This window comes from Lysobacter korlensis, assembly GCF_042434515.1.
The window spans coordinates 1426825-1444832 of the sequence record NZ_JBHLTG010000001.1 but is presented as its reverse complement, the minus strand read 5'-3'; the positions used below and the strand labels follow the sequence as shown (position 1 = coordinate 1444832).

Annotated in this window: 14 protein-coding genes and 6 tRNA genes; 4 read left to right on the top strand and 16 right to left on the bottom strand. The window is 65.2% G+C overall.

The window, feature by feature from the left end:
* Window positions 1-68 precede the first annotated feature (68 nt).
* Both ACFFGH_RS06755 and ACFFGH_RS06750 read left to right on the top strand, forming a co-directional pair.
* On the top strand, window positions 69-761 hold the full coding sequence (locus ACFFGH_RS06755; RefSeq protein WP_386666190.1) for a lytic transglycosylase domain-containing protein: 693 nt from the start codon (window positions 69-71) through the stop codon (window positions 759-761).
* 78 nt (window positions 762-839) lie between these two features.
* On the top strand, window positions 840-1637 hold the full coding sequence (locus ACFFGH_RS06750) for an enoyl-ACP reductase FabI (RefSeq protein WP_386666187.1): 798 nt from the start codon (window positions 840-842) through the stop codon (window positions 1635-1637).
* Window positions 1638-1793: 156 nt separating this feature from the next.
* Here the strand turns inward: ACFFGH_RS06750 and ACFFGH_RS06745 are convergent, their stop codons facing one another.
* The 12 genes from ACFFGH_RS06745 to ACFFGH_RS06690 all read right to left on the bottom strand — a co-directional run bounded on the left by ACFFGH_RS06745 (window position 1794) and on the right by ACFFGH_RS06690 (window position 11575).
* Window positions 1794-3767 (bottom strand): SurA N-terminal domain-containing protein, encoded by a 1974-nt coding sequence (locus ACFFGH_RS06745; RefSeq protein ID WP_386666185.1) that lies wholly within the window; start codon window positions 3765-3767, stop codon window positions 1794-1796.
* 122 nt (window positions 3768-3889) lie between these two features.
* Window positions 3890-3966, bottom strand: a tRNA-Asp gene (locus ACFFGH_RS06740).
* A gap of 80 nt (window positions 3967-4046) precedes the next feature.
* Window positions 4047-4123: transfer RNA gene (locus ACFFGH_RS06735), tRNA-Asp, on the bottom strand.
* Window positions 4124-4199: 76 nt separating this feature from the next.
* A tRNA-Val gene (locus ACFFGH_RS06730) sits at window positions 4200-4274 on the bottom strand.
* Between the two features lie 38 nt (window positions 4275-4312).
* The gene (hbs, locus tag ACFFGH_RS06725; protein WP_386666181.1) at window positions 4313-4585 is read right to left on the bottom strand and encodes a non-specific DNA-binding protein Hbs; all 273 of its coding nucleotides are present in this window, start codon (window positions 4583-4585) and stop codon (window positions 4313-4315) included.
* A gap of 197 nt (window positions 4586-4782) precedes the next feature.
* A complete protein-coding gene (gene lon, locus ACFFGH_RS06720; protein WP_386666179.1) occupies window positions 4783-7227 on the bottom strand; it encodes an endopeptidase La in 2445 nt (814 codons plus the stop codon).
* 213 nt (window positions 7228-7440) lie between these two features.
* The gene (gene clpX / locus ACFFGH_RS06715) at window positions 7441-8733 is read right to left on the bottom strand and encodes an ATP-dependent Clp protease ATP-binding subunit ClpX (RefSeq protein WP_386666176.1); all 1293 of its coding nucleotides are present in this window, start codon (window positions 8731-8733) and stop codon (window positions 7441-7443) included.
* Between the two features lie 157 nt (window positions 8734-8890).
* The gene (gene clpP, locus ACFFGH_RS06710) at window positions 8891-9517 is read right to left on the bottom strand and encodes an ATP-dependent Clp endopeptidase proteolytic subunit ClpP (protein ID WP_386666174.1); all 627 of its coding nucleotides are present in this window, start codon (window positions 9515-9517) and stop codon (window positions 8891-8893) included.
* 152 nt (window positions 9518-9669) lie between these two features.
* Window positions 9670-10962: a trigger factor gene (tig, locus tag ACFFGH_RS06705; protein WP_386666171.1), complete on the bottom strand. Its 1293-nt coding sequence runs from the start codon at window positions 10960-10962 to the stop codon at window positions 9670-9672.
* A 241-nt stretch (window positions 10963-11203) separates the two neighbouring features.
* A tRNA-Leu gene (locus ACFFGH_RS06700) sits at window positions 11204-11288 on the bottom strand.
* A 73-nt stretch (window positions 11289-11361) separates the two neighbouring features.
* Window positions 11362-11437, bottom strand: a tRNA-Lys gene (locus ACFFGH_RS06695).
* A 61-nt stretch (window positions 11438-11498) separates the two neighbouring features.
* A tRNA-His gene (locus ACFFGH_RS06690) sits at window positions 11499-11575 on the bottom strand.
* Window positions 11576-11983: 408 nt separating this feature from the next.
* On the opposite strand from ACFFGH_RS06690, the gene ACFFGH_RS06685 reads away from it, so the two are divergent.
* Window positions 11984-12385 carry a hypothetical protein gene (locus ACFFGH_RS06685; protein WP_386666167.1) on the top strand — a complete coding sequence of 134 codons (402 nt, stop codon included), beginning with the start codon at window positions 11984-11986 and terminating at the stop codon, window positions 12383-12385.
* A 152-nt stretch (window positions 12386-12537) separates the two neighbouring features.
* On the opposite strand, the gene ACFFGH_RS06680 is transcribed toward ACFFGH_RS06685, so the two are convergent.
* Window positions 12538-12783, bottom strand: coding sequence for a hypothetical protein (locus ACFFGH_RS06680; protein WP_386666165.1), 246 nt, complete (start codon window positions 12781-12783; stop codon window positions 12538-12540).
* 123 nt (window positions 12784-12906) lie between these two features.
* On the opposite strand from ACFFGH_RS06680, the gene ACFFGH_RS06675 reads away from it, so the two are divergent.
* Entirely contained in the window at window positions 12907-13284 is a 378-nt protein-coding gene (locus ACFFGH_RS06675; RefSeq protein ID WP_386666162.1) for a hypothetical protein, read from the top strand.
* Between the two features lie 15 nt (window positions 13285-13299).
* On the opposite strand, the gene ACFFGH_RS06670 is transcribed toward ACFFGH_RS06675, so the two are convergent.
* Genes ACFFGH_RS06670 through ACFFGH_RS06660 form a run of 3 tightly spaced genes read right to left on the bottom strand, consistent with a single transcriptional unit; the run spans window position 13300 to window position 17998 of the window.
* Window positions 13300-14220 (bottom strand): DUF2793 domain-containing protein, encoded by a 921-nt coding sequence (locus ACFFGH_RS06670; protein WP_386666159.1) that lies wholly within the window; start codon window positions 14218-14220, stop codon window positions 13300-13302.
* Complete coding sequence (locus tag ACFFGH_RS06665) at window positions 14217-17612, bottom strand: phage tail protein (RefSeq protein WP_386666156.1); 3396 nt, start codon at window positions 17610-17612, stop codon at window positions 14217-14219. The genes ACFFGH_RS06670 and ACFFGH_RS06665 overlap by 4 nt, the downstream gene beginning before the upstream one ends.
* Window positions 17609-17998 (bottom strand): NlpC/P60 family protein, encoded by a 390-nt coding sequence (locus tag ACFFGH_RS06660; protein WP_386666153.1) that lies wholly within the window; start codon window positions 17996-17998, stop codon window positions 17609-17611. The genes ACFFGH_RS06665 and ACFFGH_RS06660 overlap by 4 nt, the downstream gene beginning before the upstream one ends.
* Window positions 17999-18008 lie beyond the last annotated feature (10 nt).

The window sequence follows — 18008 nt, the reverse complement described above, 5'->3', positions numbered from 1 at the left end:
CGTGCCTTCTTTGGGCCACCGTAGTGATTGCGGGACCGGCAGCAGCCGCAAACGGCGCAGCACCGACGGTGCCCGCGGGCACCGGCCGCGATGTTTTCGAACGTTTCCGCTCGGGTCTGGCCGATGCACGATGCAGCACGCGCACCAGTCAGCGCTGGCGGCAGCACTACGCCGGCGCTGCTACCAGGCTGGCGAAACGCGACGGCCAGACATTGCCGGTGTTCGCGCACGTGGTCGACTCGCTGCGCAGCGCCCGCCTGCCCACCGAGTACGCACTCATCCCTTTCGTGGAGAGCGGCTATCGCCCGCAGGCGCGAAATCCGGCAGGCCCCGCGGGTCTATGGCAGTTCGTCGCACCCACTGCGCGCCGGCTGCGGATTCCGATGGGCACCGCGGGAGACGGGCGGCTTTCACCTGTCGAATCCACCCGCGCAGCGGTCGAGTATCTGAAACTGCTGCACAAGCGCTTCGGCGGCGACTGGCGCTTGGCGGCCATGGCCTACAACGCAGGCGAACACCGCGTTGCCAAGGCGCTGCGAAGCCAGAAGGGCGCGCCGGGCCAGACTGATCCCGCTTCGCTTGAAGGCATACCGGGGTCGACCCGCGCGTACGTCGAGAAGCTCGATGCGCTTGCCTGCGTCATGGACGAAGCGTCCACCCGCAGCGAATGGCTGCGTGCGCTGGACCGCCCGGTCCGCCGGCTCGATCCGCGCCCTGGCGCTGCGCTGCCCGGCGCACCCACCATACCGGGCCGCAGCTAGCCGCTACCGTCGCTGCAGGGCACACTAGCCGACTTCGCTGGCGCCGCTATGCGCTCGCGTCAACAAGAGGGAGCACACATGGGTTTTCTTCAGGGCAAGCGCGCGCTGATCACCGGCGTCGCCAGCCAGCGTTCGATCGCCAGCGGCATCGCCGAAGCCATGCACCGCGAAGGCGCGGAACTGGCTTTCACCTACCAGAACGACAAGCTCAAATCGCGTGTCGAAGCCGCCGCGGCCGAACTCGGCAGCAACATCGTCCTGCCGCTCGACGTCAGCGATGACGCGCAGATCGCAGCGTGCTTCGAGCAGCTTGGCCAGCACTGGAGCGACGGCTTCGACATCCTCGTGCATGCGATTGCCTACGCTCCGCGCGAGGCGATCGATGGTGAGTTCCTCGACGGCCTCACGCGCGAGAACTTCGCAATCGCGCACGACATTTCGGCGTATTCGCTCGCCGCACTCGCCAAAGCGTCACGCCCGATGATGGCCGGCCGCAACAGCTCCATCCTCACGCTGAGCTACCTCGGCGCCGAGCGCGCGCTGCAGAACTACAACGTCATGGGCGTTGCGAAGGCCAGCCTCGAGGCAACGGTGCGCTACCTCGCCCTGAACCTCGGCGCGGAAGGCACGCGCGTCAACGCGATCTCCGCCGGGCCGATCAAGACGCTGGCCGCGGCCGGCATCGCGAACTTCCGCAAGATGCTGCACCACTTCGAGACGTATGCGCCGTTGCGTCGCAGCGTGACGATCGAGGACGTCGGCAATGTCGCGGCCTTCATGTGCTCGGACCTCGCCGCCGGTGTTACGGGCGAAGTCACCTATGTCGATGCGGGTTACAACATCCTCGGCATGACGGGTATCGGGGACGGCGACTGATCGATCCGGGCTCGGCGGTTGAATCGCCGACCATTCACGAAAAAGCCCGGCAAAAGCCGGGCTTTTTGTTTGTCACCGGCGCGATGCAATCGATTCGTTCATCCTCGCGCCCGTCAGCGCCGCTGCAGGGACACAGCGGCGGCTCTACGTCGCTCGTCAGAGGATCGTTTCGACCACGTCGATCTTGTAACGCCGGCGCAGCTGACGCACGAGCGATTGCACGTCGCTCATGCCCTGCATGTTCTGGATCTGCTCCTTCAGCATCTCGCGCTGGCCTGGCGGCAACTGCGCCAAGTCGCCGGGAAGGACGGCATCGACGGTAAACAGCACGATCGAGCCATCGTCGAGCACCTTCATGCCTGGCGTTGCCTTGCCGGCCGCTGGCGGCGTCGCGGCAAAGAGCGCCTCGTTCACGCCCGGCGCGCCGACCGGCGCGCCACGCGGCAGCTCCGGGATACGCGTCGGCTCGGGCAGGCCGTTCGCCTGCGCGATCGATGCGAGCGCCTGCCCAGCGGCGAGTTGCTTGAGCAGAGCCTGCGCGCGCTGTTCGGCGACCTTCCGGGCGCGGTCAGCCTGCACTGCCGCAACCACCCGATCGCGAACTTGTGTCAGTGGAAGCGTCCGGGCCGGCTGGTGCGCTGCGACGCGGACCAACACGCTGCGGTTCGGACCAAGCTCGATCGGGTCGCTCACCGTGCCGTCCTGGATCATCGATTCGGAGAACGCGACGCGCTTGACGGCAGGGTTGGAGAGGATCCCGGTCGAATCATTGCGACCAACCGGGCCCAACGTCTGCACCGGCAGATTGACTTCACGGGCGGCCGGAGCAAGCGAAGACGGGTTCTTGTAGACCAGATCGACCAGCCGGCTGCTGAGCTCGTTGAAGCCGCGCTCGCGATCAGCTTCGGCCTGCTCGCGGGCGAGCGTTTCGCGCGCTTGCTCGAACGACTCCTGAGCGCCGCCTTGCAGTTCGCGCAGCTGGATGACGTGCCAGCCGAAGTCCGTCTTCACCGGGGCTGAAACCTGACCCGGCTGCATCGCGAACAGTGCCTCCTCGAACGGCCCCGCCATCATGCCCTTGCTGACCCAACCGAGGTCGCCGCCGGCCGCCTTCGAGCCGGTGTCGTCGCTGTTCGCGCGCGCCAATGCGCCGAAGTCCGCCCCGGGCGCCTTCGCCTGCGCGGCAAGCTGCTCGGCCTTACGCTTTGCCGCCTGTTGCGCAGCCGCGTCGGCGCCTTCGGGCACGCGCACGAGGATGTGCGACGCGAGCCGCTGCTCGGACGCGGTGAAACGGGTCTTCTCCTGCTCGTAACGGCGGCGCAGTGCTGCCTCGTCGGGGGCAGCAGGGGGCGGCAGTTTCGCTGCATCGAGTTCGACGTACTCGAGCGTGACCGTCTCGGGCGCGCGGTAGTCCTGCGGGTGCCCGGAATACCACTGCTGCACCTCCTGATCGGTAACCGGCGCAGTGTCAGCCGCGACCGCAGGCAGGCTCAACAGACTAACGGTGCGCCGCTCGCCGAGCAGACGGATCAGGCGGTCGGTCTCGGCGTCAGTCGCAATCGCGCTCTCACCGAGCCCGCGCGCAAGGAACAACTGCTGCAGGCTGTCGCGTACGACCTGCTCGAACTGCCGGGGCGACTGCCCCTGCGACGCGAGCGCCAGCTGGTAGCGCTCGGGGTTGAACTTGCCGTCGACCTGGAATGCGGGAATGGATTGGATCTCGCGCCGCACCAGCTCGTCACTGATCACGACGCCGCCGTGCTCGGCGACGATGCCCTGCACGCGCTCGTCGATCATCGCGTCAAGCACCGCGCGCTTGTTCTCCGCGCTCTCGAACGCGCGCGCATCGAACGCTTCACCCTGCTCGGTGCGGGCGCGCTGACGGGCCTGTTCGAATCGCGAGCGGAACTCCTGCACGCTGATCTGCTCGTGGTCCCACAGGGTCGACACAGGCCACCACGAAGGCGCGCTTGGCCACCACGACGGCGGCACGTCGATCTGTGCAACGTGGTCGTTGCCACGCTGGACGAGATAGTCCTGCAGTCCGACGAGCGCGAATGGAATGATCAGCAGACCGATGATGACGGTGGCGATCCAGCCCGAGGTCTTGTCGCGAAGTGTTTGCAGCATGTCCGGTGCGCGTCGAGGCTAAGCCGGGCAGTTTAACGCGCCCGCGACGCCGATGCCGGTTCCGCTACTGCCAGCGCAAAAGCAAAAAAGAAGGCGCCGTTTCCGGCGCCTTCTCGAACAAATGGCGGAGTGGACGGGACTCGAACCCGCGACCTCCGGCGTGACAGGCCAGCATTCTAACCAACTGAACTACCACTCCGCGTAGACCAACAGGGCAGCCATAAACGCAGCCCCTCAACCTATAAAAGCGAAGGCGCCGTGGGCGCCTTCGGGTGAAACTGGCGGAGTGGACGGGACTCGAACCCGCGACCTCCGGCGTGACAGGCCAGCATTCTAACCGACTGAACTACCACTCCGCACTTTGAACTCGTTTCTCTTCCCGACCGGAGCACGCCAGGTGCTCATCAACCACCTCGGCAGATCCCAGCGAACTGGTGGGTGCTGAGGGTTTCGAACCCCCGACCCTCTCCGTGTAAAGGAGACGCTCTACCGCTGAGCTAAGCACCCAGGCTGTACCGCCGCCAAGGCGCCGGTGGGCGAGTTCGCTAGTTTACAGCGTCTTTCAGCGCCTTGCCAGCCTTGAACGCGGGATTCTTCGACGCCTTGATCTTGATGGTGTCGCCCGTCTTCGGATTACGCCCCTGGCGGGCTGCGCGCTTGCGCACCTGGAAGGTGCCGAAGCCCACGAGCGTTACCGTGTCCCCTTTCTTCAGTGCCTTCGTAATTACGCTGATGACCGCGTCGACGGCGCCGGCCGCATCAGTTTTGGAGAGCTCGGACGCCTCCGCGACGGCGGCAACAAACTCAGCCTTGTTCATTAAGTTGGACTCCGTGTGCGGACCCGTGCCGCAGTGTGCTGGTAACCGGATCAGCCCGTTAGAGACCGCCCCCCGATCGGCTCGCCCACGAGTCCTTAACACCTCGCGGGACGAGCCCTTATAGCAGCGCCACTTTGGGCACGCAAGCCTGAAACCCAGCGCCCATGCGGGTTCCAGCGCCATTCGCACGCGTGGAGTCAGTGCTTGACGTCCACGGTTTCGATCGACTTGTCACCCTCGACAACCTTCACGTCCTTGGTCTCCACCGGCAGTGCCGGCGGGGCCGCCGCGGGGGTCAACGGGCGCTCGAGCGCGACGTCCAGCACCTCGTCGATCCAGCGCGCAGAAATGATCTGCAAGCCGTCGGTCACGTTCTTCGGAATGTCGGCGAGGTCCTTCTTGTTTTCGTCCGGGATGATCACCGTCCGGATCCCGCCCCTCAGCGCCGCAAGAAGCTTTTCCTTGAGACCGCCGATCGGCAGCACGCGGCCGCGAAGCGTAATTTCGCCGGTCATCGCGACATCGGCCTTCACCGGGTTCTTCGTCAGCATCGACACGAGCGCAGTCGTAATCGCGATACCGGCGCTCGGGCCGTCCTTGGGCGTCGCACCCTCCGGCACGTGCACATGGATGTCGTGCTTCTGCAGGAAGTCCAGATCAATGCCCAGGCGCTCAGTGCGCGCGCGCACCACTGACAGCGCGGCCGAGGCCGATTCCTTCATCACGTCACCGAGCTGGCCAGTGAGCATCAAGGAACCCTTGCCGGGCACCAGCGTGGATTCGATCTGCAGCAGGTCGCCGCCGACCTCGGTCCAGGCAAGCCCCGTCACCAGGCCGATCTCGTTCTGCTCCTCGGCGCGCCCAAAATCGAAGCGGCGGACACCCAGGTACTTTTCGAGGTTCTCGTCGTCGATGCGGATCTTGTTGGACGAACCTTTCTCTGGCGGCCCGGCCAAGGCAATCTCGCGAACCGACTTGCGGCAGAGCTTCGCGATCTCGCGCTCGAGGTTACGTACGCCGGACTCACGCGTGTAGTAGCGGACGATGCCGCGGATCGCGCTCTCGTCGACCTCGATCTCGTCTTCGCGCAGACCGTTCGCCTTCATCTGCTTGGGCAACAGATACCGCATCGCGATATTGAGCTTCTCTTCCTCGGTGTAACCCGGGATACGGATCACTTCCATACGGTCGAGCAGCGGTCCGGGGATGTACAGCGAGTTCGACGTCGCGACGAACATAACCTCCGAGAGATCCAGATCGACCTCCAGGTAGTGATCGTTGAAGGTCGAGTTCTGCTCGGGATCGAGCACCTCGAGCAGTGCAGCCGACGGATCGCCGCGGAAATCGTTGGCCATCTTGTCGATTTCGTCGAGCAGGAACAGCGGGTTGCGACTGCCGGTCTTGTTGAGGTTCTGCACGATACGGCCCGGCATGGAGCCGACGTACGTACGGCGATGGCCACGAATCTCGGCCTCGTCGCGCACGCCACCGAGGCTCATGCGGACGAACTTGCGGTTCGTAGCCTTCGCGATCGACTGCGCGAGCGAGGTCTTGCCGACGCCCGGCGGACCGACGAGGCAAAGAATCGGGCCGCGCAGCTTGTTCACGCGCGCCTGCACCGCGAGGTATTCGAGGATGCGTTCCTTGACCTTCTCGAGGCCGAAGTGATCGGCGTCAAGCACGTCCTCGGCGGCCTTGAGGTCCTTACGCACCTTCGTGCGCTTCTTCCAAGGCACACCAAGCAGCCACTCGAGGTAGTTGCGCACGACGGCGGCCTCGGCCGACATCGATGACATCTGCTTGAGCTTGTTGAGTTCGGAGCGCGCCTTGGTCTCCACCGGCTTGGGCATGCCCGCATCGGCAATCTTGCGGCCAAGCTCCTCGAGTTCGTTGGCGGTCTCGTCGCTCTCGCCGAGCTCCTTCTGGATCGCCTTCATCTGCTCGTTGAGGTAGTACTCGCGCTGGCTCTTCTCCATCTGCGACTTGACACGGCCGCGGATGCGCTTTTCGAGCATCTGCACGTCGAGTTCGCCGTCGACCAGGCCGACGAGCTGCTCGAGCCGCAGACCGATCGTGTGGGTTTCCAGCAGCTTCTGCTTGTCGCTCAGGCGAACGCCAAGGTGCGCGGCGATGGTGTCAGCCAGCCGCCCCGGCTCGTCGATGCCGGAGAGCGTCTGCATGAGCTCGGGCGGCAGCTTGCGATTCGCCTTGACGTACTGCTCGAACACCCCCATCAGCGAGCGCACGATCGCTTCCATTTCGCGCTCGTCGCGGTCGAGCACCGGCGGCACCACGTAGGCCCGGCCGGCCAGAGCACCGTCACGCTCCTGAATCCGCTCGACCTTCACACGGTCCATGCCTTCGACCAGCACTTTGATCGTGCCGTCGGGCAGCTTGAGCAACTGGAGAACATGGGCCAGCGTGCCGACGTTGTAGAGGTCCCCGGCGCCAGGATCGTCCGTCTCGGCCGACTTCTGGGCCACGAGCAGGATCCGCTTGTCCCCTTCCATGGCGAGATCGAGCGCGCGGATGGACTTGTCGCGCCCGACGAACAGCGGAATGACCATGTGCGGGAACACGACGACATCGCGCAGCGGCAGAACCGGCAGATCAAAGGTGTCGCGCGTGATGGGATCGGTCATGGATGAGCTCCAAAAGTCATGACAACGGTCAAGATGCGCCTGTTGTCGAGAAAAGGACGTGGAGAAACACGGCTTAACAGGTTAATTGGGTCCGATATAGCCGATGCAACCGTTACGCGCATGGCAAAAAGCCCGCCGCATTGCGCGCCGGGCTTTCGGGGACCACGTACCTGAAGCGACCGTTCCGGTCGCCTCAGACCCTCGGAAGACGGTTCAGTCTCCCGAGGCAACCTTCGCCCCACCCGTAGGGGAAGACTGATAGATCAGATACGGGTCAGTCTTGTGGTCGATCACAGATTCGTCGACGACTACCTTGCTGACGTTCTCGAGCGAGGGCAAGTCATACATCGTGTCGAGCAGCACCGCCTCGACAATCGTGCGAAGGCCACGGGCACCGGTCTTGCGCTTGAGCGCCTTGCGCGCGATCGCAGCAAGCGCGTCCGAGCGGAACTCCAGTTCGACCCCTTCCATCTCGAACAGCTTCTTGAACTGCTTCGTGATGGCGTTCTTCGGCTCGGTGAGGATCTGCACCAGCGCGGCTTCGTCGAGCTCCTCGAGCGTGGCGACGACGGGTAGGCGGCCGACGAATTCGGGGATCAGGCCGAACTTGATCAGGTCTTCCGGCTCGACATTGGCCAGCGTCTGACCGATGTCGGCCTTGCGCTCACTGCTCTTGACCTTCGCGCCGAAACCGATGCCGCCGGCTTCGGTGCTGCGCTGCTGGATGATCTTGTCGAGCCCCGCAAACGCTCCGCCGACGATGAACAGGATGTTGCGCGTGTCGACCTGCAGAAACTCCTGTTGGGGATGCTTGCGCCCGCCCTGCGGCGGCACGCTGGCGACCGTACCCTCGATGAGCTTGAGCAGCGCCTGCTGCACGCCTTCACCCGAGACGTCGCGCGTGATCGACGGGTTGTCGGACTTGCGCGAGATCTTGTCGATCTCGTCGATGTAGACGATGCCGTGCTGCGCCTTCTCGACGTCGTAATCGCACTTCTGCAGCAGCTTCTGGATGATGTTCTCGACGTCCTCGCCGACATAGCCGGCTTCGGTCAGCGTCGTCGCGTCGGCCATCGTGAACGGCACGTTGAGAAGTCGCGCGAGAGTTTCGGCAAGCAGCGTCTTGCCGGAGCCCGTCGGGCCCACCAGCAGGATGTTCGATTTCGCAAGCTCGACGTCGTCGTTCTTCTGACGGCTCTCGATGCGCTTGTAATGGTTGTACACGGCAACCGCGAGCGTGCGCTTGGCGCGCTGCTGGCCGATCACGTACTGGTCGAGCACCTCGAGGATCTCGCGCGGCTTCGGCAGGTGGCTGCGGCCAGACTGCGCTTTCTCCTCGAGCTCCTCTCGGATGATGTCGTTGCAGAGCTCGACGCATTCATCACAGATGAACACGCTGGGCCCGGCAATCAGTTTGCGGACCTCGTGCTGGCTCTTGCCGCAGAACGAGCAGTAGAGAATCTTGTTGCCGTCGCCGGCGCTGCGGCCCTGTCGGTCGTCGCTCATGCTTCTGCCTAGTAATGCTCAAGTCTCGAGGTCGACGGAGGCGCCAACCTCAGGTGGGACGGCCCGAGAATAACACAGGCGCCCGGGCAGTCCCGGGCGTCAGGCCGAACCGGATAAATTTAAGAAGTAACAGCAACTTAGGCCGTTTTCGCGACCGTCAGGCCGACTGGATCGACTCTTCGGGGCGACGCTCGAGCACCTGATCGACCAAGCCGTACTCGCGCGCGGCTTCAGCGCTCTTGAAGTTATCGCGTTCGGTATCCCGTGCGATCGTTTCAAGCGGCTGGCCGGTGTGCTTGGACAGGACTTCGTTCAGGCGCTGACGCAGGGTCAGGATCTCGCGCGCATGGATATCGATGTCGCTCGCCTGACCTTGGAAGCCGCCGAGCGGCTGGTGGATCATCACGCGCGAGTTCGGCAGCGCGTAGCGCTTGCCCTTCGCGCCCGACGCAAGCAGCAACGCGCCCATCGACGCCGCCTGACCGACACAGATCGTGCTGACGTCAGGGCGGATGTACTGCATGGTGTCGTAGATCGCCATACCGGCCGTGACGACGCCACCGGGCGAGTTGATGTAGAGGCTGATTTCCTTCTCGGGGTTCTCCGCCTCGAGGAACAGCATCTGCGCGACGATCACGTTCGCGACGTGGTCATCGATCGGGCCCACCAGAAAGATCACCCGCTCCTTCAGCAGGCGCGAGTAGATGTCGTACGCGCGCTCGCCGCGGCTGGTCTGCTCGACCACCATCGGAACGAGGTTGAGGGCACGGGTAAGGTTTTCCATATCGACAGCACCTGGTCGGGCTTGGGCAAGGTCTGCTCAACTTGGGGTCGAGCCGACCATCATGCAAGTGGGTGGAGCGACGGTTTCGTCGCCCCGATGACCGGTACCGACCGAAACGCGTGCCGGGCGGCCGGGTAGCGCCCGGCAATCGCTTACTGGCGGATCGCCTCGCTGAAGGACATCGGCTGCTCAGTGTGCTGCGCGCGCTCGGCGATCCAGTCGATCACCTGCTCCTCCATTACGCGCGACTGCAGCCCGGACATCAGCTGGGCATCATTCCGGTACAGCTCGATGACCTGCTGCGGCTCTTCATACGTCGACGCGATCAGGCGCAGCGTTTCGTTGACGCGCTGCGGGTCCAGCCGGAGTTCGTTGCGACGCGCGATCTCACCGACGAGCAGCCCCACCAGGACACGCTTGCGCGCCGCCTCAAGGAAGCCGGTGTATGCATCGGCGGGAAGGTCGCCCTGATGACCCTGCCGGCGCGCCTGCTCGAATGCCTGCCGCGCCATCTCGCGCGCCTCGGCCTCGACGAGCTTCGGCGGCATCTCGACCGAGGCGTATTCGGCGATCAGCTGCTCGCCGACCTCGCGACGCAGGCGCGTCATCAGTGCACCCTTGAGCTCACGCTCGAGATTGGTGCGGATGTCGCTGCGGAACTGGTCGAGCTCACCGCTCTTGATGCCGAAGCTCTGGATGAACGAGCTGTCGACCTCGGGCAGCTGCGACTCTGAAACCTTCAGAGCTTTCAGGTGCACCTGCACGGTGCGGCCAGCAAACTGCGGCACGCGCCAGTCCGCCGGAAACTCGACGTCGACCGTCTTCTCGTCGCCGGTCTGCATGCCGATCAGCGCGCTCTCGATCGCCGGGAACATCGCGCCCGAGCCAACCATCGTCACGCCACGCTCGACGCCTTCTGCCGGGAAGCGCTCGCCTTCGACCTGCGAGTACGTTTCAACCTCAACGGCATCGCCTTCCTGCGCAGCGCGCTCGACCGGGTTCCAGGTCCGGCGCTGCATGCGCAGGTTCTCGATCATCGTGTCGATATCTGCGTCCGTGACTTCGGCGGTGTGACGCACGACGTTGAGCTTGGAAACATCGATGTCGCCGAAGTCCGGCACCACCTCGAACGTGGCCACGTACGACAACGCACTGGTGTCCGTCGGGACGATCTGCGGATTGCCCGCGATTTTCAGCTCGTTCTCACGGATAGCCTTCGAGAAGCTCTCGCGCAGCAGCGCGTCGACAACCTCGGCTCGCACCTGCTGGCCGTAGCGCTGCTCGATCACGCGCGTCGGCACCTTGCCCGGGCGGAAGCCCTTGATCTTGGCTCCACGTGCGATCTCCCGCAGACGTCCGCTCACCTGGTCCGCGACGCGATCCTCCGGCAGGCTGAAGGTCAGGCGACGCTCGAGGTTACCCAGGGATTCGACCGAGACTTGCATATCCACTCCTGCGACCGCGGCCCCGGGCCGCGACACGATGTTGTTGAACTAGGGAGCCGCGCCGGCTCGCGGCAACGGAACGGGCAAGTTTCGCCGATAACTGCACGATCTGCCAGCGCTGGCGCTAGCGCGGGACATGCCGCGGGGCGCCATGCGCAATTGCAGGACATGAGGGCGCGGAGCGCCCCCCGTCGACGCGGCGCGTTTGCGGCGTCACGCCGACAGCGCCAGGCCACAGGGGTGGTGCGAAAGGCGGGACTCGAACCCGCACGCCTTGCGGCGCTGGAACCTAAATCCAGTGCGTCTACCAGTTCCGCCACTTTCGCCCGGAGCCTGCGGATTTTGCGCGAGCTTCGCCCAAAAAGGAAAAGCACCTGGCGGACCAGGTGCTTTTCGATTTGGTGGGCCGTCAAGGATTCGAACCTTGGACCTATTGATTAAGAGTCAACTGCTCTACCAACTGAGCTAACGGCCCGGAACTCGTCTAACAATCGCAGCTGCGGAAGTGTATCAGACCGCAGCGGAACCACACAATCTGGGGTGGCTGAGGGGACTCGAACCCCCGACATCTGGAATCACAATCCAGTACTCTAACCAGCTGAGCTACAGCCACCATAAAACCATTTACTTCAACGTGGCGCGCCCGGCAGGACTCGAACCTGCAACCACCGGCTTAGAAGGCTGATTGACTCTGCCGGGATTACAAGCACTTAGGCGACTCTATTTTCAGGAGTCCCCGCCGTGGAACATGCACCGCGCTTAGCGCAGTCCGCTATTTTTCAGGACTCTGCCTTGAGATGCAAGCGCCGCGTGTGCCCCGGCGCCGGCGCTTGAGGTCCGTGCGGTCGATCGGCCGCCAGTCCGTGGCAGCCCGAAGTGGCCAGGCGCCGGGGCAGATACAGGTTGCCGCAGCGATCGGCATGCCGCAGTCAGCAAACTCTCCGCGGCGACGTAGGGTTTTTCTGACAGCCCCGCTCGACTTCTGTCCGGTAGGATTACCAGCCGCTCAAGGAGCCACCCCATGCTCGCCGTTCGCGCCGTCCTGTTGCTGCTGCTGGTGGGTTCCGCCTCAGCGCACGCACAGGCGATCTACAAGTGCACTGAGAAGGGCAAGCCGGTCAGCTACCAGACGTCTCCGTGCCCTGCCTCGGCGGCTGTCGCGGGCATCAAGCAGTTCACGCCCGACCGCGAGCTCACTCCGGCCGAGAAGCGTTACCGAGAGGCACAGTGGGCGCGCCGATCGAATCAGGCTCCGGGCGGCGAAGCGGCAGTAATTCCCATCCAACACCAGGCGCCGATTTACGACGAGTGCGCCGACACCAAGGCCGCTCGCGACCGATGGGAAAAGACCGTCGGCCTGGAGCGTTCGTATGATGCGCTGCGCACCTGGAATGACCACGTTGCGAAGGCTTGCCGTCACTGATCCTTCGCCGCGGCAGCGTTCTAGAACAGAAGGGGCCCGGGGCCGTGGCTCCCGGGCCCTTGCTCGCTGAGAACCAACCCTGCAAGCGGCGGCGCCTAGACGGGGCCGCGGAGACGATCTCGCCGCGCGAGTGAAACCATGGTGATCGCAAGTCACTCGATCGCGCCGCCGGGTCCGTACAGCTCCCGCAGCTCGCTATCCCACCGTTTGGTCCATGCTTCCACGTAGCGACGGCCGTGCGCTTCCGACTCCACGAACTCGTGTCGCAACTTCGCCGGCAGGTTCGGATGCAGCACGACCCTTGCCCGCCCGTCGTCCAGGTTCTCGAGCAGCGCAACGAACAGGCCGTTGAAAGCTAGGCCGGGGCCGCGAAGATAAGGGTGCCAAGTGAAGTCCATGCTGGCAGTATCCGCGTCGGCGTCTCAGCGGATGAGGTGCTGAGACGCCGAACAGAACCGGGCGCCGCCCAGCCAGCGAATCGCGCGAACATAGGCGCCCGACCCAATCCCGCAGGACCCCGCATGCGTCAGTGCCCTCGCCCGCTCCAGCAGAAACTTGAGCCGGACACTTACGCGCACGACAAGCTGGTCTACGTACGCGTCTCGCTGCCGCGCGGCGATGCCCCGATCGAACACGTGACTCACGTGCCGCTGCCGCTCATGTTCCGGCTCTACCACCTCGGGCGCGCGTATGACCTCCCTCGGATCGCAGCAATGCATCCGAGGGGTAGCTTCTACGTGGACTTCATCTCACTGCAGACGCTCCTTTTGGAGCTCCAGCTTCTGACGAGCGTGATCTCCGATCCCGCTTTGTTGCCCCACATCGAAGCGCTGGCAGGAATGATTGAACTGACCGCTGGAGACTCGGGCGCGACGATGTTCGTCAAGGTGCCCAGCTAGCGGGCGCATGCCGTGCTAGATCGGGCCGAACACCTCCATATAGGTGTCGTACTGGCCGACGGTCATCGCGCGACTGGCGAAGCTGTAACCCGCCAGCTCCAGGTAATCCGTGGTCCCGTTGCAGTAGATCATCCCCGAGCCGCCGCGGGCGTTGGAGGATGCGGTCGCGTTGTCGCTGCCGACGTTGAAGTAAACCGTTCCGTTCTTTCGGATGGCGACGCCCGACAGGCTTCCGGTGGTGTTCGTCCGCATGCGAAGGTTGCACTGGTAGTAGCCCGCCACCTTGGGCATGAATCGCTGGTTGGTCGCGTCCCACATGGAGCCTGTGTCGAAATCGACGGTGTCCAACGGCGGCTTGTACCAGCCGGCCGCACCCGGCGTGCTGGCCGCGGTGTTCAGGTAGACCCGGGCTTTGCTCGCAGCGCCCCCTCCTCCGCCAGAGCCGTTGGCGGCGGCCGTGATCCGGCCTTGCTGGTCGACCGTGATGCTCGCATTGGTGTAGCTCCCCGGCGTGACCGCCGTGGCTGCCAGCTTGGCGGGCGTTACCGCTCCGGCCGCAAGCTTGGCCGTCGTGACGGCGCCGTCCCCGATCTCCGCCGAGATCGCCACCCATGCCGCGCCATCGAACCGGAGCGCTGCGTTGGTGTCGCGCACGTCTGCACGCCAGCCCTCTGCTGGACTGAAGTAACGCCACGACCCGGCTGCCGTGCACAGCGCGATCTGGCGGTCCTTGCCGGCCCATACGCCGGTTGCGCCCGCGGCGATGATCCATCGCTTTCCGACGTCCGCCTGAAGGGTCGCCGGCGGCGCGGCCGCCATGGTCTCGACGCTGAGCTGCACGAGTGCGTCCAGGACCTGCAGCGCATCGTTGACCGGCACAGATGGCTGCAGACTGTTGGCCGGAACGGTCTGAAGCGAGAGGTTCGGGGTCGTCATGTGGAAATGGCCTCGCTGGTCGGGCCCGCGCCCGTTATGGAGTTGAGTGCGGCGACGCGTACCGTGGCGCCCGCCGGCGTACTGGCTCGCGTGTAACTGCTGGCAGTGACGTCGGCGCTGTGTCCGTCGCTGAAGGTCACGCGGTAGCCGGCGAAGTACTGAGAGTGGTGGGCTACGGTCTCGGCTCCGATGCGTCCGCGACCGACCCATGAGACGGTGACGCCTCCGGTCTCGTCGCGCGTCGCGGCGACGGCATGCACCGGCCACTCATGCTGGCTGCGCCCGGCGATCGTGAGGGCGCGCCCCGTAACCGCGTCCGGATCTACGCCGTACGGCACAGCTCGCGCCATGAGCGAAGCGCCCAGCACGTGGCGCTGCACGGGGACGAACTGCACCGCGTGGTCCAGGAGCACTAGAACCGCTCCCGCAGACGCCGCGCCCGGCGTCGTCGCATAACGTCCGCGCACCAGCCCCGACAGCGTGAACGTGCCGTCGGAGTTCGTGGCGGCCGTCTGGTACTGCAGGATCTCCCACGTGCCGTCATCGAGCTTGAGCGCGGCGCGGTTGGTCAGCTGCAGCAGCGACTCGTAGCTGACGCTGGCAGGCGCATCCGGCAGGCTGACGGTGACGCTCTGCGGCGACGGATATGCCGGGTTGACCCATTCCGCAAGCGCGGTGGTCGTGGTTCCGACGGTTGCCGCGGCAGTCACCTGCGCCACCTCTGCGAACGTCGCACCGGCGTCCGTGCTGACTTGCACCTCGCAGCCGCGCCAGCCCGCTAGGAACCCGCAGGCCGCCACGTACACGCCAAGTGCATCGTCCGCCTCCCTCCACACCGGCAGGTCCATCACCGCAAACTTCGTGGGCCCGATGAGCGGGGGCTCCACCATCGTCGGTGGCGGCGGCTGAACACCCGATACCGTGCCGGTGTAGGCCGCCTGGCGATCGCGGGAGCCCTCGACCAGCAGCACGCCGGAGTCTTCCTCCACCGACATGATGCGCGTGCGGATCACTTCTCCGCGGACGGTAACGTGCGCGATGGCGGTCGGCACGAGACGCGCCCACCGTAAGGCCGGCAGACTGAAATGCAGCTTCTCAGGCTCCGCCCACGCGACCTTGCCACGCTTCTCCGCAACCTGCGCCGCGAAGTCCGCTGCGCAAACGATCGGCAGCTCGCTCGCGCTCTCCCCCTTGGCCTCGATGGTGCCGCTCCGGCGCTCCCAAGACTGGGTATTCGGTGCGTAGGCGGTCATCGGATCGAGGTAGCCGACCGTGACCTTGCGCAGCAGCTCAGCCTCCTGGACACGCTCGAGCGTCACCGCCTCGCCGTCGCGCTCGGCGAAGTCGTTCGGGCCGATCGAAACGACGGCGTTCCCGCCGCGCTTCACGAACCGCAGCTTGCCGTCGTACTCCGCCGCATCGAAGAAGTACGCCGGCATCAGGGCGCCGATCATTACGTCCGCGCCCGCCGCGGTAGCCACCTTGTAGCCGTCGACGGGGTCCGTCAGCTGGCTCGTGTCGTAGCTCCCGCTTTCGATGCCGACGCGTTGCAGCAGATCCGCCACGACCTCGCCCAGCGCCGGCCGGCACACGTCGATCACCGTCCCGCCGGGACCGGCGAGGGATCCGTCGGGCTGCAGCGAGTACGCAGGCGCGTCCGGGATAGGGACCAGCGTGTCGGCATCGGGCGCAGGCGCAGCTGCGACCGCTACGCCGTAACTCGTCGAGCCCCCAAACCCATGCGGTCGCTCTTCCCACTGGACCAGGTCGGTCGTCGTGAGAATCACCGCCTGGTCATTGCGGCTGCCGACGATGACGATGCGCTCTGCAGCCGCATGCATGTCAGCCGGGAAGAACGGCGTCAGCCCCTCGACTCTCGTCCATGCCTTGCCAGTGCGCGAGATGAGGATCGCGTTCGCGTACTCGCCACCGTCGCAGATCGCCGCCCACGCGGGCTCGCCCCGGATGATCGTGTGCACGATCTTGACGATCCTGCTCGTTGCCCCGGCATTGGTGCCTGTAAGGGGCATTGCAAAGGGAACGGAGCACTCGCTCCATGCCGCCCCATTGGTCGACCACCACATGCGATAGCGCGAACCCCCGACCACCACTGTCGTACCGTCGGACGCGCCGCAATTAATGCTGCCATCGTTCGAGTGGTGGTAGATCTCGACGCGTGGCGCCCAGGTCGCGCCGCTGTCGGTCGAGTACGTTACGCCGCCGTAAGCGCCACCGCGGACGATCAGGCCGGGATGCCCGGCGACGAACTGGTCATCGACCGACCCGATCCCCGGCCAAGGCACTCGCGGCACCGACGTCCAGCTATCGCCTTCGTCCAACGTCCACGCGCTGCCTTGATTACCGAGGGCGAGCCACCATCGGCCCCCGATCACTGCAGTCGAGCCGGAGTACGCGGTGCCGAAGTAAGTGTATGGATGGACGCTTATGGGCGGCCCGGTCAGCTTCTTCCACGTCGCTCCGCGATCCGTCGTGTAGTACCCGAGCTCGCCGAACCACGCGACGAGTCGGGTCCGAAGTCGCATCAATCGGTTCAGCGTTGCCATGTCCGGCGTAACCGTGTCCGGCAACGTCGCGAAGTCATAGCCGTCGCCTGGCTGCAGCCAACGGCCGCTCTGGTTTGCCTGCGACCCGAGCACGAACCACTCGGCCTGTATGAAGCTCGGAGCGTTCACCTGCTGACCGCACTTCGCAACCACGAATTCGTACTGAGGGATGGCGCCCTGCATATCGGTCAGGTCATCGTCCTTGATCACCATGTAGGCAAGGCCGCGCTGCGCGCCCACCTTGCCCACGCCGACGACGGCCTCGATCGTCGGATCGGGCAACTGCGTTTCGTCGCCGAGGTACATGGTCGCCTTGCCCTCCCACCGGCTGTTCCATGCATTTCGCGCTAAAAAGAGAGTGCCAAACGAACGCCACACGCCAGTGCTCGCGGCGAGACTGTCCTGCAGGTACTCCCGGAACGTGTCGGGGTCACGAGCGTCCCACACCACTTTGCCGTTGCGCTTGATCATCAGCAGGCCGGTTATCGGGCCCTCGCAGATACCGATCGCATAGCTGCGTGTGTAGGTGTAGCTCGTCACCTCGGGACCACCCTTGCCCTGACGCTCTTTCTTCTTGTGCTCCTTGAGCTCGTCGGTCCAGATGACGTTGCCGGCGGTGGGGAACGTGCCGTAGCCGAACGGGATGGGGACGCCGTCCCTCGACGTCTGCTGCATCGCATCGGTGAGGCGCGGGCCCTCGATCTGCATCGGATCGACGTAGCCGCCGATCGCGGAGCCGATCATGAAGCCCCATTGCGCGCCCGCCGGACCACCGACGAAGAAGCCGATGGCGCCGCCGATGACGCCGCCGATAGTCGATCCGCTCAAGCTGAAACCTCCGGCCGGAACACGAGCGCGATGCGCGTCGCCCAGCGGTCGTCAATGCGGTGCTCGGTCACGCGGCCGAGGTGGGAATCGGTGTGGATCAGGGACAGGCCGTGCTGGTGATCGCCAATGAGTCCGACGTGCCGGATCGGGCCGGCGTAGCGAAGCGCAACGACATCGCCCGGCCGCATGTCAGCGACCGGCTCGCCGAAGATTTCCCGGAGCCGCTGCTCAAGCAGGCCCCGGTGCGGATCGCGCCCGTAGTCGGTACGGTTAGCGGGATGGGCTGCGTAGTGGCCCATCCCTGCGTCGTGCAACGCGAGCTCGAGCAGCCCGATGCAATCGAGGCCGCGGCGCGTGCGTCCCTGGTGCACGAACGGCACGCCCATGTACGCGCGC